Annotated in this window: 11 protein-coding genes and 7 pseudogenes; 13 read left to right on the top strand and 5 right to left on the bottom strand. The window is 69.1% G+C overall.

Translation table 11 applies throughout. The features are described 5' to 3' along the window. Nucleotides 1–194, bottom strand: a pseudogene (locus tag ACWCQ6_RS32675) (ATP-binding protein); the annotation flags it as partial. Between ACWCQ6_RS32675 and ACWCQ6_RS32670 the strand changes: the two are divergent. The 5 genes and pseudogenes from ACWCQ6_RS32670 to ACWCQ6_RS32650 all read left to right on the top strand — a co-directional run. Further along, nucleotides 159–772, top strand: a pseudogene (locus tag ACWCQ6_RS32670) (IS6 family transposase); the annotation flags it as partial. The pseudogenes ACWCQ6_RS32675 and ACWCQ6_RS32670 overlap by 36 nt on opposite strands. Before the next feature lie 356 nt (nt 773–1,128). Continuing rightward, nucleotides 1,129–1,287 carry a hypothetical protein gene (locus ACWCQ6_RS32665; RefSeq protein ID WP_451095425.1) on the top strand — a complete coding sequence of 53 codons (159 nt, stop codon included), beginning with the start codon at nt 1,129–1,131 and terminating at the stop codon, nt 1,285–1,287. 4 nt (nt 1,288–1,291) lie between these two features. Beyond that, nucleotides 1,292–2,461 (top strand): tyrosine-type recombinase/integrase, encoded by a 1,170-nt coding sequence (locus ACWCQ6_RS32660; RefSeq protein ID WP_451095423.1) that lies wholly within the window; start codon nt 1,292–1,294, stop codon nt 2,459–2,461. A gap of 514 nt (nt 2,462–2,975) precedes the next feature. Then, a pseudogene (locus tag ACWCQ6_RS32655) lies at nt 2,976–3,794 on the top strand (RNA repair domain-containing protein); the annotation flags it as partial. Between the two features lie 98 nt (nt 3,795–3,892). Beyond that, nucleotides 3,893–4,012 (top strand): annotated as a pseudogene (locus tag ACWCQ6_RS32650) (transposase); the annotation flags it as partial. Between the two features lie 250 nt (nt 4,013–4,262). Here ACWCQ6_RS32650 and ACWCQ6_RS32645 read toward each other — a convergent pair. Beyond that, nucleotides 4,263–5,054: a DUF2785 domain-containing protein gene (locus tag ACWCQ6_RS32645; protein ID WP_451095421.1), complete on the bottom strand. Its 792-nt coding sequence runs from the start codon at nt 5,052–5,054 to the stop codon at nt 4,263–4,265. A 314-nt stretch (nt 5,055–5,368) separates the two neighbouring features. Between ACWCQ6_RS32645 and ACWCQ6_RS32640 the strand changes: the two are divergent. The 5 genes and pseudogenes from ACWCQ6_RS32640 to ACWCQ6_RS32620 all read left to right on the top strand — a co-directional run. Further along, a pseudogene (locus ACWCQ6_RS32640) lies at nt 5,369–5,515 on the top strand (helix-turn-helix domain-containing protein); the annotation flags it as partial. A gap of 86 nt (nt 5,516–5,601) precedes the next feature. Further along, nucleotides 5,602–5,994 (top strand): hypothetical protein, encoded by a 393-nt coding sequence (locus tag ACWCQ6_RS32635; protein ID WP_451095419.1) that lies wholly within the window; start codon nt 5,602–5,604, stop codon nt 5,992–5,994. A gap of 79 nt (nt 5,995–6,073) precedes the next feature. Continuing rightward, nucleotides 6,074–7,151 (top strand): IS630 family transposase gene (locus ACWCQ6_RS32630; protein ID WP_451095417.1). Its coding sequence is split into 2 segments (ribosomal slippage): nt 6,074–6,570 and nt 6,569–7,151, totalling 1,080 coding nucleotides; the frame shifts between segments, so codons are not numbered across the junction. 295 nt (nt 7,152–7,446) lie between these two features. Next, a pseudogene (locus ACWCQ6_RS32625) lies at nt 7,447–7,575 on the top strand (IS5/IS1182 family transposase); the annotation flags it as partial. 397 nt (nt 7,576–7,972) lie between these two features. Continuing rightward, nucleotides 7,973–8,644, top strand: a complete 672-nt coding sequence (locus ACWCQ6_RS32620; protein WP_451095415.1) for a hypothetical protein — start codon at nt 7,973–7,975, stop codon at nt 8,642–8,644. Between the two features lie 370 nt (nt 8,645–9,014). On the opposite strand, the gene ACWCQ6_RS32615 is transcribed toward ACWCQ6_RS32620, so the two are convergent. Beyond that, nucleotides 9,015–9,431, bottom strand: a complete 417-nt coding sequence (locus tag ACWCQ6_RS32615; RefSeq protein WP_451095413.1) for a hypothetical protein — start codon at nt 9,429–9,431, stop codon at nt 9,015–9,017. A 570-nt stretch (nt 9,432–10,001) separates the two neighbouring features. Here ACWCQ6_RS32615 and ACWCQ6_RS32610 point away from each other — a divergent pair. The 3 genes from ACWCQ6_RS32610 (at nt 10,002) to ACWCQ6_RS32600 (ending at nt 12,671) form a co-directional block, all read left to right on the top strand. Continuing rightward, entirely contained in the window at nt 10,002–10,457 is a 456-nt protein-coding gene (locus ACWCQ6_RS32610) for a VOC family protein (protein ID WP_451095411.1), read from the top strand. Nucleotides 10,458–10,674: 217 nt separating this feature from the next. Next, a complete protein-coding gene (locus tag ACWCQ6_RS32605; RefSeq protein ID WP_451095409.1) occupies nt 10,675–11,091 on the top strand; it encodes a hypothetical protein in 417 nt (138 codons plus the stop codon). Between the two features lie 2 nt (nt 11,092–11,093). Continuing rightward, nucleotides 11,094–12,671 (top strand): hypothetical protein, encoded by a 1,578-nt coding sequence (locus ACWCQ6_RS32600; RefSeq protein ID WP_451095407.1) that lies wholly within the window; start codon nt 11,094–11,096, stop codon nt 12,669–12,671. 73 nt (nt 12,672–12,744) lie between these two features. Here ACWCQ6_RS32600 and ACWCQ6_RS32595 read toward each other — a convergent pair. Both ACWCQ6_RS32595 and ACWCQ6_RS32590 read right to left on the bottom strand, forming a co-directional pair. Beyond that, nucleotides 12,745–13,062, bottom strand: a pseudogene (locus tag ACWCQ6_RS32595) (helix-turn-helix domain-containing protein); the annotation flags it as partial. Nucleotides 13,063–13,092: 30 nt separating this feature from the next. After that, complete coding sequence (locus ACWCQ6_RS32590) at nt 13,093–13,626, bottom strand: GrpB family protein (RefSeq protein ID WP_451095405.1); 534 nt, start codon at nt 13,624–13,626, stop codon at nt 13,093–13,095. Nucleotides 13,627–13,792 lie beyond the last annotated feature (166 nt).

Genomic DNA, 13,792 nt, shown 5'->3' with positions numbered 1-13,792 from the left:
CAGGCCGCGACCGCGAGAGCGACGGCGATGTGGGTCTTGCCGACCCCGGGCGGCCCGAGCAGGGCGGCATTCGCCTTGCCGTCGACGAACGAGAGGGTGGCGAGGTCCTTGACCTTCCGCGGGTCGAGGTCTGGCTGGAACGAATAGTCGTACTCGTCGAGCGTCTTGTGGTGCGGCAGCCGGGACAGTCGCACGAGACGATCCGTCGGTGGTGCCTGAAGTTCGGGCAGTCCTACGCCAACGCGCTGCGCCGCCGGCGTCCCCGCCCCGGCGACAAGTGGCACTTCGACGAGGTCTTCATCACGATCAACGGTGAGCAGAAGTACCTCTGGCGCGCGGTCGACCAGGACGGCAACGTGCTGGACATCCTCGTCCAGAACCGGCGCAGCAAGGCTGCAGCCAGGCGCTTCTTCCGTCGGCTCCTCAAAGGAATCGGGGCCGTGCCGAGGGGGGATCGTCACGGACAAGCTCCGTTCCTACGGGGCGGCCCACCGCGAGGTGATGCCCTCGGTCGAGCACCGCCCCCACAAGGGCCCGAACAACCGGGCCGAGAACTCCCACCAGCCAACGAGGCAGCGCGAACGCGCCATGAAAGGCTTCCGCAGCGTCAAAGGAGCCCAGAGATTCCTGTCCGCGTTCAGCGGCATCTCACCCCACTTCCGGCCACGCCGGCACCGGATGACCGCCCCCCGGCCACCGCACCGAAATGATCATCCGCTTCGCCATCTGGGACCAGATCACCGGGACCGTCGCACAGCCCGCCGATGCCTGACCCAGACCCGGCGCCCCGCACCCTGACACAACCTCGGAGAATCATCCCTCGGCCAACGTGACAAGGCCGAAGTCGACGCAGATGCCTGTCGTCCCAATCGGGCCCTGAGAGCACGGAGTGCGCTCGGCCCGAAACGACGCCGGAGCTTAGGATCGCTCTCAGCGAAGAATCGCACTGTTCGAGTGTTCCGCTTGCTGGGTAGTCGCGGTGGGGGCAACGTCACGTCTGACTCCAGTTAATGTTCCTTCGCCCCAATCAGAATCCGCGCGACGGGACCATCTCATAACCACCACCCTCGTATAATTTCCCTTATACGAGGGTGGTTCGCCAGGAACGATCATGCGGGGGAGGGGTACATGAGCGACATCGTCCTACAGCACCTGATGGCCGGGGTTCCGAAGGCGTTCCCGGAGGAGAACCGGCGGTGGGCGATGCGGCGAGCACTCCTCGGCCGCCTGGCCAAGAAAGGCCGCCCGCCCATGTCGGTCGCTCCCGCTCCGGCCGCGGCTCGGTGACGCCATGACCACGGCGAACGAACTCGACCGCACCGAAGTTGTCGACGCCGAACTCGTCGGGGACGGCGAGCTGCTGCCGGCCGTCGTCGGCTCGGCCCCCGCCATGAAGCCGCTGGTGGACCAGAACACCGTCCTGATGCCCGGTGAAACGCTCCCCACGGCCGCCGACCAGCCGACGTACACCGAACGGGATCTGTACCTCTCGCCGGGGACCGCCGAGCGGCTCAAGGCGTACGCCGACGGGCACAACACCAACAAGAACTACCGGTCCCAGCGCGGCATCTTCGAGCGCTGGTGCGACGACATGGGCCGTGTCGCCCGTCCCTGCACCACCGCCACCTACATCGAGTACGTCGCCTCGATGATCGCCCGGGAAGCCTCCCCGAACACGATCGCCACCCACATGTCCGCGATCCGCACCTGGATGCCCGACGACAAGAAGCCCGGCACCACGGTCGCCCGCCGCCTGCTCAACGACTACCGCAAGGACTGGCGCAAGCGGAACCGGGTGAAGAAGGCGCCGCCCATCACGGCCGAGATGGGCCGGGCGATGGTCGACACCTGCGACCGGCGGCACCCCATCGGGCTGCGGGACCGGTTCGTTCTCCTCGTCGGCCGCAAAGCCCTCAACCGGCGCATCGAGCTCGCCGACCTCCTCATCGAGGACCTTGAGGTCGACGACGGCGGCGTGGCCGAGTGGGTCGCGTACTCCAAGACCGACCAGGCCGCCAGAGGCGAGGAGACCTGGATCCCCGCCGACTCGGACAACCCGCTGTACGACCCGGTGCAGGCCACCCGGGACTGGCTGAACTGCCTGCACGGCCTCGGTGTGCGCTCCGGGCCGGTGCTGCGCGCCCTGACGGTGGCCGGCACCCTGCAGAACCGGTCCACCGCGACCAGGCGGGGCGACCACCTGACCGGGGACGCCGTCAACGACATCGTCCGAGGGCGCGCGCACAAGGCCGGGTTCAAGAACTGGCAGGACGTCACCGCGCACGGGCTGCGCCGCGGCGGTGCCCAGGAGATCGCGGACGCCGGCGGGGACCCGACGATGCAGGGCCGATGGAAGCCCGGCTCGGCCGTGGTGAAGCGGGAGTATCTGGACCGGGCCCAGTCGAGGGCGGAGAATCCGTGGCTCAAGGTGCAGGCGAAGCAGCGCGAGCAGCCAGAATGACGCTGACTCGGCGGGAGGGCCGGATGCGGCAACTACGTGTGGTGGTCGGGATGTCGAACCGGGCAGTTGGCCGGAACGAGATCCCTGGCCGGCGGCCCAGTCGTTCACGTGCCCACCGTCCCGGCCCCGGACTCCTACCTCGGACACCAGGCGCAAAGTAGGTACGTCTTCGCTGGTCAGCGGTTCGGCCGACTGCGAGGGAAGAACGCCGTCACCAACCGCAATGGACAAGTACCGGGAAACAAGGGTCTGTCGACACTCAGCCGACCAGAGGGTTCTCGCAAGTCGGCAGGGTCGGCAACCCGTGTCGGGGATCAACGTCGGCAAATGGTGGACGCCAACAGTCCTACTCGCGGGTTACTTGTCCCCTGGTGTCCAAGGTGGGAGTCCGGGGGCGAAAACCGTCGCTGCCTTTCGCTCTCCTGCCGTAACCGCAGTGAGGTGGCGGGCCGGGCGCTGAATTGCAGGGCCGACCGGGCGCGCGTCACCCTGATAGTTGAGGGCAGGTGCTGACGTGCACACCAGCGACGAAATCTACCACCGGGTGCTCTGGGACCCGCGCTTCGACCCCGAGCGGTTCGTGATGGGGATAGCCGAGCGCGGGGCCCCGCCGAAGCGGGTCCTGCTCGGCGACTTCGTACCGGGCGGGGAGATCCCCTGGCACCGGGTGGTGTTCTTCGAGGCGGACGGCCAGGTCGTCTGGGACCGCGCCTCCGGCATCGACCGACTCGACGAGACCCTCGTCGGGCAGGTCGGTCCCGTGCCGGCCCCGGCACCCGGCGACGTCCTCGCCGTCCCGTCGACGAACCGCACCGCCGTCGCCTGGCTGCCGCCGGCGGAGTTGTGGCCGCCGATCCAGCACATTCGCCGCGAACACGACCGGCAGATCCGCCGCTGGCCGCCGCACGTCAACGTACTCTTCGGTTTCGTCCCCGAGGCCGAGTTCGCCCGGGCCCTGCCGCTGGTCGCCGCGGCGCTCGCCGAGACGCCGCCGTTCACCGCCCGCCTGGCGGGCGTCCACTGGTTCGGACACCGCGAGGACGCCACCGTCTGGCTCGACCCGGCCGCCGCCGACCACGAGCCCTGGGCGCGGCTGCGGGAGTCCCTGGAGCTCCGCTTCCCGCTCTGCGGATCGCACTCGCACGGCTACACCCCGCACCTGTCCCTCGGCCGTACCCCGGACCCGCACCCCCTCGCCCGCAAGGCGGAGGCCCTCCTCGGCCCCATGACGGCCCTGGTCGACGAGCTGGTCCTGCTCTCCCGGCGCGGCGACGAGCCGATGCGGGTCCGGGCCCGCGTCCTGCTCGGCAGCGGCGACGTACGTCACCCGGAGAATCCGGCTCTTCCGGGCAACCCTCCGCCGCCACCACCCGTCTAGGCATTGTCCGGCGGATCATGCGACTTTCCGATCGGTCGCTCGTTGGTTCGGTCATGGGGCGGGGAGATCCAACGAATCGCGAGTGGCCGCTTGTGGAGCCGCATCTGCCGCTTTCCGGCAGGCGGGGAGGCCGGTGGAACGATCACCGCACCGTGCTCGACGGGATCCTGTTCCCGGGGAAGGCGGATGCCGCCCGATGGCTCTCCTGATCCGGCCTCGGTACTGGTGGGCTCTCGTATTCAACCGTCGCCAGTTCTCCGAGGAGTCCGACCGACTGGTTACCTTGTGTGATCGCCAGCGGCGTACGGCTCCGCGTCCCGCCGCTCTCCTTGAGGAGGTGGCCGGTGTGCGCGACCAGTGCCAGCCCCGTCGTCTGCGGTGGGCGTGCGCGCCGGCCTGCCCAGCCGGACCGGATGTGGTCGGTCAGCGTCTGACGATCCGGTCGAGGACGGTGGCGATGGCGGACTTGAACGCGTCGCGGTGGTAGAGGGGCTGTGCGGGCAGTTCGCTGGTGGGGCGCACGCCCCGGTCGGCGAGGACGTAGAGCAGGCGCAGGGTGCGCAGGCAGTTGCTGATGTGGGCGGGCACCGGGACGCTGATGCGGTCGGCCCCGAAGCGGTCGGCGATCGGGTCCAGCCAGCCGACGGCGTCGCTTTCGCTCAGGTCGGTGCGGGTGAGGACCCGGGCGATCGCCCGGGCCAGGCGGTCGTCCTCCAGCTGGTCGTAGACGTGGTCGGTGGGCGCCGTCAGCCGCGCGGCGGCGAGGTCCAGCATCCGCACCGGCGCCACCTCGGGGTGGCAGCCGAAGCCGGCGAGCAGGTCCGCACCGTGGGCCACCGCGTGCAGCCAGCCGAGCGTCTCGTCGTGCCCGCGTAGATCCCGCTCGGCCGGGTACCAGCGCTCGAACGCGTCCACCCAGCCGGCCTTGAAGTCCCCCGCGGTCACCAGCATGTCGAGCACGAGTGGGGCGAAGGCGCGGGCCTCGACCCGCGGGTCGGTGAACCGGACGGCCATCTCGTCACCCAGCTCCAGCCGCCGGGACCTCCCGATCACGCCTCGGGCGATCCAGGTCGCGAGGACGGTGTGGGGCGCGCCGTCCCGGACCAGTGGATCGGGATCCGCCAGCGCGCGGGACAGCTCGCGGACGAGGTCGTCCATGGGCCGGTCGGCGGGCACGGCACAGTCGGCGGCCTCTACGCTCTTCCAGTCGATCATGACGGGCAGAATAGGTCCTTGCCATTGCCGCACACCTGCGAATTATGTCCAGGCACCCACCTCAATCCGTCAACTCCCCGACCGGAACCGAAAGTTCTGGCGTCTGTATCACGCTGCCCGCCGAAGCCGGACAGCGTGACGCGCAGCGGCTCGGTCCAGCGCGCCATCGCCGCTGGTCCGTGACCAGCCGAAGCCAGACCGCTGGTCACGCGGCGGTTGGAACATCGGTACAGCAGTTACTGACTTCGGCTCGTCAGGGTGAACCTTCGCGAAGGCCCTGACGGGTCTGGAGCGGTGGCTGTATCCGGTGGTGGGTGAGATATGCGGATGGGGGCGGGCTGACCGCCGCGGGCCGTGAGCGCCGGGAAGTGGTACGGATCCAGGCGGCCGAGCTGTTCGAGCGGGGAGTCAAGGCACCGGAGGTCGCGCGACGACTGCGGGTGAGCCCGAAGTCGGCCTACCATGCGAGGGTGGTCCCCGTGGACGGGACGATCACGGCGGACGCCCGCGAACGCGCCGCCGGACGGACGAACGGACGGCGGACGGCATGAGCGAGGTCTGGCGAGGGCTGCAGCCCCTGCGCGTGGCACCCGGCTGGCGGATCGACATCAACAGCCTCTACGCCGTGGACCCTTCACCGGAGACCATCGAGTGGTTCTACGGCTCCGCGCTGGTGAGCGGCCACCGGGTGCACGACGGGCTCTGCTTCGACGCGCGCTGGGAGCCGGAGGGCGATCCCAAGGGGGCCTACGGCGTCGACTTCCTCCGGCTCGCCGGATTCGGACGGAAGAGACGGAGCACCCGCGAGCCCACCCCTCTCGGCACCTGGAACACCAGGAGCCGGACCGCGCTCGTGACGGCCCTGGAGGAGTTCATGTTCACCGGGAACCTCCCCGCCGGCCACACCGCTCCGCCGCCGTTCCCGAACCATCACGATTGACTACCTGACTTCGGCTCGTCAGGGTGAACCTTCGCGAAGGCCCTGACGGGTCTGGAGCGGTGGCTGTATCCGGTGGTGTGTGAGATATGCGGATGGGGGCGGGCTGACCGCCGCGGGCCGTGAGCGCCGGGAAGTGGTACGGATCCAGGCGGCCGAGCTGTTCGAGCGGGGAGTCAAGGCACCGGAGGTCGCGCGACGACTGCGGGTGAGCCCGAAGTCGGCCTACCAGTGGCACCAATTGTGGCGGGAGGGTGGGGCCGGGGCACTGGCCTCCCGCGGCCCGAGCGGATCTCGATGCCGTCTGTCCCCGCGCTGCCTGGAGAAACTGGCCGTGTACCTGGAACAGGGCCCAGCAGAACACGGCTGGGTGGAGGACCAGGTGTGGACCGCGGCGCGGGTGGCCACGCTGATCGGCCGGAAGTTCCACGTCTCCTACAGCGTCTCGGGCGCCACGAGGCTGATGCACCGGCTCGGCTTCAGCCCGCAGGTCCCCGTGCGGAAGGTCGCTGAGCGCGACGAGCAGGCCGTCACTGCGTGGAAGGAGGCGACCTGGGCGGAGGTAAAGAGCGCGGGCGGCCTGCGGGGGCTACATCTGCTTCGAGGACGAGGCAGGCTTCACCCGCCGGCCGCCCAAAGGACGCACCTGGGGCCGACGGGGCCGCACCCCTGTCGTGACGGTCAGCGGCCGGCGCTCGGGACGTCTGTCGGTGGCCGGGCTGATCGCCATGCGGCCCGGCTCCCGTACCCGGCTGTGCCACCGTCTGCGATCCCATCCCGCGGGCAGAGGCAAGCGCCGCAGCATGGGCGAGCGCGACTTCATCGCGCTGGTCGACGGCGTCCACCAGCTGGTCAAGGCGCCGATCGTGCTGGTCTGGGACCGTCTGAACACCCACGTCTCCCACGCCATGCGCGACTTGATCGCCGAACGTGCCTGGCTGACGGTGTTCCCGCTGCCCGCCTACTCGCCGGACCTCAACCCCGTGGAGTGGGTCTGGGCACACGTCAAGCGCAGCCTGGCCAACCTCGCCGTGGTCGCCCTCGACCGGCTCGAGGCCCTCGTCCGCAACCGGCTCAAACGCCTGCAGTACCGGCCCGAGACCCTCGACGGCTTCATAGCCGGCACCGGCCTGACCCTCGACACCCCAACGTCACCCTGACAAGCCGAAGTCAGTAACGCTAAGCCGGTGACGCATGGACTTGGGGCCGGTCACGGACGGGCCTACCGCGTCTCGGCGTTCGGGTGGGGCTGGGCCTGGAGCCGTTCACGGAGGTCGATCTCCTCGGCGGTGAGCGGGTCCTCGGGCTGGCGGATGCGGACGGGCGGCCCGCTGACGCCCAAGGAAGCCGACCTTCGCGCACGTCTTCAGGCGCAGGTTCTCCAGCGCTCAGAGGACGAGTAACCAGCAAAATCGATCTCAGTGCCAACCACGGTTCCATTGATCCCCGGAGCCGATCAAGCACACCATCCCGGAACCGAAGGACCAACGCGCCAATCGTCGACGCAAAGGCAGTGCGGGCGGAAGACCAACCGGCTCCGAATCAGACCGATACAGGCGCCGCAACGAGGTCGAGCGGACCATTGGCTTCGTGCATCTCAAGAAACAGCGATTGTCGACCGGTTCCGGAGTCAGTGGTCGATCAGCCGACTCGTGAATGTCGAAGAGAAATGACGGCAGTGCTGTGGCAGGCCACCACGCCGGCTCGGCCCTCCGTCCGTCGCCGCAGCTCAGGCTCGCCGGTAACCCTGGAGTACTGGTGTCCTGCGTCGGAGGTCCGTAGACAGGTCGGGCGGCGCTGCGGACGGCCGGCACATACTTGGCCGGTGAGCGGGACCTGGCAGAGGCAGTGCCACGGAACTACCGATGGGTTTCCGGCGCAGGACACCAGCTCTTGCGACACGGCAGTCGGCCCGGTGTCGTGCGGCTCAGGTCACGGTCCCAGGGCCAGGCTGTCAGACGCCGCTGCCACACTTCCGATCATGAGCGATGACGGATTCGAGTGGATACAGCAGGACCTCGCCTCCTCGGGCTTCTCCTACCTGGAGATGGTCAAAGGCGTGAGTGTCGAGGAGCTGGCGGCCATGCGGGGGGCGGATCCCGGCCTCGGCATCATGTCTCCCGACGCGTTCGACACGGCGTTGCACCGGGCCTGGAACGTCCCGGACTGGGCCAGGCTGGGCGAGCACGCAGGGTGGGCCTTCGCCCTGTGCGGGGGGAGCGACGGCTTCTACATGCAGCGCCCTGACCACGTGAAGCATCTGTGGGAGAACCGCACCTGGCTGGCCATCGAAGACAGCACCATGGACCCACCCAACATCGGCGTCATCGTGGACGGAAAGCTGGACTGGGGTTACTTCGACGGCGAAGTCCACGAGGCGGTCAGGGCGGATCACCCCCTCACCCAGCGGATGATCGCCGAGATCGGGCTCGGCAGCGTCGACCCAGACCCCGACTTCCCCGACGAGCCGGACGAGTGGGGGCTGCATGTGCCGGACATCCGGGACGTGTACCGGCTGATGGGCGAGCACTACGGGCTGAGCCTTCCCCGCAGAACGATCGCCGACAAGGAGCTGGCCGGGGTGTTCACCTCCCCGCGCGTGTACGCCAACGGGGAGCCGAACACCAGGTACGACAACATCCGCCTGCCCTGACCTCAGGCCGCCTCTTGCGACAGGAGGCCGGCGCCCGTGTTGTGGAACGTCGGCCGCAGGTCAAGGTGGCCGGGGATGCCGCCACCGATGCCGGCGGACAGGTGCAGCAGTCTCAGCGCAGGCCCGCTCCATTCAACGCCACTCGCAAGAGCATCCCGCTGCCGCCCTGACAAGAGACCTGGTGCCTCCCTAACTCATCAACACCACTCTCTCGCGGAACAGAATGCCTCCCAAGCCCATCGACAAGCGACGTCGCAACTGCTCGATAAGCCAGACCATCAACCGCCTCAAGAGCCTACGTCTTCCACGGCACGTCACAGCAGCAGCAGTCCGTCTCTGGCTCAGGCCGTGAAATACCGGGACCAAGCTCTCAGAATCCCGGGGCAGGGATGAAGCTCGGCCACCACTGGGGCACGCCGCTGGGGCACGGAGGAGTGGCGGCGCCCTCCCAGAAGATCGAGATGACACACCAGACAACACCGAGGAGTGTCACCGCGAGGGCAAAGGCATGGAGAAGGGGACGGTTCCCAAGAAGGGCGCCCACCCCAACCCAGACCAGCAGCAGGATCGTCCAGAGGCCCGGGATGAACAGCCAAAGCAGGAAGCCGCTGTTGGCCGCGTTGTTCACTCCCACGTCACAGGCGGTCCACGACCTGCCCAGAAGCATCGCAGCGGATACCGCGAGAAGCAGAGCCACCGCCACCCCGAGACACCCATGCAGCCGTCGACTCGCCACAGGCCCCCGTTCGCCGTCCGCTGCGGGAAGCACCGGATCCACACCGCTCATCACTGCCGCATCCACCCAGTCCCCCGGCACCGACCAACAGGGAACGAACCTAGATCTTAGTAATCACATGATCCGCCGGACAGTGCCTAACCGCTGCCTGGTTGATCCCCGACGCCGGAGCCCGGCAGTGGCCGGCTGGTCGTGATGCCCGCCTCGGAGCCGGGGCATCGCCGTTCCCCGCCGGTGCTGTACCTCATCGAGATCGCATGCGTTATAGTTGATCTTGAAAGTTCGCCGCAACTCGCGGTGACTGACACTGCGTTGGTGGTCCAAGGAAAGACGCCCCGCTTCCCGTGGGGAAATGCAGGTGCAAGGCCTGCCCAGCGCTCATTCACGAAGCCCTTCCCTCCGCCAGGGAAGGGCTTCGTCATGTTCCCCTGGTACAACTTTCAAAGAGCGTCACCTGGCCCTGCCGCCTACTTCGCCGCCGAAGACGCCGCCCGCAACGAGCGAGACGAACTCGTTCCGCAAGACCGGTGTCACCGAGCAGGAACAGCGCCAGGCCGCGGCCGGAGCCGCTCGCAGGAAGGCCCTGACTTCTCTGTCAGACCTGCCTGGGATGCTCCGAGCATGGAGATGACAGTGCAGCTGACGATCGACTGCTCCGATCCGCAGAGAATGGTGGCTTTCTGGGCCGAGGCCCTGGCCTACGTGCCTGAGCCTCCGCCGGGCGGGCACGCCACATGGCGTGCTTACTGGGCGGCGATGGGGGTGCCCGAGGCGGAGTTGCCGGCCGGTGCCGGGGATATTCCGGAGTCCATCATCGATCCCGCGGGACGCGGACCGAGGGTGTGGTTCCAGCAGGTCCCGGAGCCGAAGGTCGCCAAGAACCGGTGGCACTTCGACCTGAAGGTCGGTGGGGGCCGTGACGTCCCGCTGGACGTCCGCACACAGCGGGTCAAGGCTACGGTGGAACGGCTGGTCAAAGCCGGTGCCACCGTGCTGCGGACCAAGGATGAGCCGGACATGGGGCTCTACGCCGCCGCCATGCAGGACCCCGAGGGCAACGAATTCGACGTCGTCTGAGGACCGTTGCGACGGTGCTGGTCACAGCCACTCGTCCACGGCTGCGACCAGCACCGTCGCCTCGCCGACGCAGCTCAAGGCGATCAACGACGAACTGTCGCTACCAGAACCCGATGGCACCGGCTGTCCACAGGTCAACTCATGTCCACAGCTCATTTGGTCCGCTTCGGTACGTGGTGGAACGATCACTGGGAGACCACTACGGGGGGCAGGGCGCATGACGACACCCACACCGATCGAGGAGCTGGAGGCCGTTCTCGGGGCGGCTCCGGAGCCGGCCGAGCTCTCCGGTGTCCTGGCCGCCGCCTGGGACGCTTTCGACCTGGTCGGGCGCGTGGCCGACGCGGTCACCTGGGACGGCGGGGACGAGCTGGAGGCGATGATCGCGGCTCAGGCCTGTTCGGCAGGCCGCCAGTTGCTGCCCCTTCCCGAGCACGGCCGACCGTACGAGCTGCCGCCAGTACCTCCGGGAGCCGCGGCTCTCGTCCCTCATGTCCGGCTGCTGCGCCTCGTGCAGGCCGCACTGGACCGAGCGGCAGCGGCGGAGGCGGGGGAGGGGCGGGCTGTTCTGGAGCGGGCCGCCGGGCATGCGAGGTCCGGTGCCGACGCCCTTGCCGCCGTACGGGACCGGTAGCCATGGCCACCCTGGGCGATCTCTACGACATCGCGGGCGAACATCTGCGTGCGGCGGCCGAAGCGTTACCGTCCTCGGCCGATCCGGCGTTCCGATCCGCCGCGGCGCTGCAGCTGGAGCAAGTCGTCGGGCGGATGCGGGACCGGCTGGAAGCGGGTGCGGAGGAGACGCAGTCGCCGGTCGAGGTTGACCTGGCCGCGCAGTTGGACAGGGCCCGCGGGGCGCTGCGAACGGCTCGGCGCCTGCTTTCCGCCGAGGCCGGCGGTGTGCCCCTGCCGAACGAGCTGACCAGTGCCGGGCAGGCCGTTGCGGCAGTGGGGGACCTGGTCGAGAGCCATCGCGGACCGGACCGGGTCCCGGTGACCGCGTACGCCTACCTGCTCGGCACCAGGGCCGCCCGCGGGTACGTCACCCGCCGCACGGCCGAACTCGCCTGGGAGGCGGGGAGGGTCGCCCATGCGCTGTCCTCAGGGGTTCGGGATCCGGGTGTCGAGGCTGCCTTCGCCGAAGCGCGCGGCTGTCTCGATCAGGGCAGCGTCTTCGGACGGACGGGCACCTGGGACGCCGACGAGGGCATCGCCACCTTTCCCCTCGCTCTGCCGGTCGAGCCGGTCCAGGCATCCCCGTCGGACCCGACCCGGGAGGTGACCGCACGTCTCGGCGAGGACTGCGAGCGGCTGGGGCGGGTGGCCTTCGAGACCCTGCACGACCGGTCCGGCCACCGGCTGAGCGGCTCGGACCTGCAGCAGATGTCCCGGTGGACCGCGATGGCACGGCTGCTGTCGGGAAGAGTGCTGCTGCGGATCGCCGAGGGCCACGAGGACGTGGCTGTCGCCTCGGCCTTGAAGGAGACCGCAGGCGCATTGCGGGGCTCGGCGCAGGCGTGGCAGGAGGCCGCAGCGGCGTGGCACCGGGTGGTCGACCTCGCGGACCCCCGGGCCCATCCCCGGCTTCCTCCTCCGAGCTACGAGATCGTCCGCCAGGGCAAGGTGGTCCGGCTGCCCCAGGTCACGCCGCACCCCGGTGCGGTCGTCTCCCACACGGTGGTCGTACGTGTGGGGCAGTTGCTGTTCGGTGCGCACTGGAAGCCGGAGGAGCGGCCCGGCGAGCCCCGGACCCGTACCGCGATCCTCGCCGACGCCGGGGGCGAAGGCCGGCTGGCGGCAGCGCTGTACCGTCTGCCGGCATCGGGGTGGCAGCTCGCCATGGCCGCCCCGCCGGCCGTGCGCCGGGCCCAGGGCGCTCTGGTCACCGACTCCGTCGACCACCACCCGCAGCGACTGCCGGGAGAGATGCGCTTCCACTCCGTGCACCCGCGGCAGATCGAGAACCTGATCGGCGCTTACGCAAAGGTGATGACGGCCGAACAGGCCGCGGCCGGCGCCCTGCTGAATCTCGCGAAACACGCACGTACCGATGTTCCGCGCGCACTGCTGGATGCCGGCGCGCACCGCCTCCTCGCCGAGCAGCAGGGATGGGCACGGCAACGGCAGGAGAACGGCCCCACAGCCCGTCAGAGACGGGTCGAAGCACAGCGCGTGCAGCCGCCTGTCCGACGGCCGCGCGGCAGCCGGTGGTGAGGGGCCCCTTCGCTTCCCCGTGCTCTCCATAAAGACAGCCGGGCCGGTCGGGGACGGCGAAGCCGCGGACAGCCAGCAGCGGGCGGATCTCGTGGATGGCGCGGGTGACGGTTGGGCGGGAGACGCCGTAGAGCCCGGCCAGTGCCGCGTGCGGCAGCTGCGGACGCAGGTGAACCACGGTGACCAGGACCCTGTCGGTGAAGACCAGCTTGTGATCCGGCCCGGCTCCGGCGGCCCGCTTGCGCTCTCCGCCACGACGCTTACGCAACTCGGACTCACACCGCCCCAGCCAGGCGTCGGCCAACTCCTCGATCAAGACGCCGAGATGTGCACGCTCACGGCCGCAGAAGGCAGGATGAGACAAGGCCGCCCGGGCTCGGTAATGCGTCACGACATCACCAACCCGTGCGGCCACCTCACGTCATGGCTCTCCGGCGGCCCGAGCGACGTAGGACTTCGCGACCAGTTCCTCCACCAGAGCGCTCTTCGCCCTCGAGTAGTCCCGCCTGCCCTGGCTGTCGGCACGGAGCCGCTGTGCGAGGGCCACCTTCAACGCGCTGTAGCGCCGGACTTCATCGGGCCGCTGACGTAGGTAGTCACGGAGCAAGACGTGGTCAAGGTGGGGTCTGGAGCCTGCGACCACGCTGTACAGGTGATGTTCGGGAGCCGCAGGAGGGGCTTGAAAGGCCTCCCGCCCCGGAATCCCCAGATCGCCTTCGTGCCGGTAGCCCCGCTCGGTGAGCCGGGAGATCAGCGCGGGCATGGTGGCGTCCTCGGCCACCACGATGTCGAGGTCGATGATCGGCTTGGCGGCACATCCGGGCACGGCTGTGCTTCCGACATGCTCGATGGATACAGCCAGGTCCGCGATGTGAGGTGCAAGCCGCTGCCGCAGGTCCTCAAACCGCTCGGGCCATCGGGGGTCGTAGTCGCCGACCACGATCGTGCCAGTCATGTCAGCAGTCTCGCAGGATCGCCGGGGCCCATCGAATTGTTCTGACGGCCCCGGCTATCGCGTACCAAGTCGTTAGCTGACCGAGTCCCAGGCATCCGCGTTGATGAAGCGGCTGAAGCCCCGCCAGGAGTTGGGGCCCATCTCACCGTCGATGGGACCGGTGTAG

This window comes from Streptomyces sp. NPDC001880 (genome assembly GCF_053594575.1).
The sequence above is the reverse complement of the archived record's forward strand: the minus strand, read 5'-3'. Positions and strand labels throughout refer to the sequence as shown.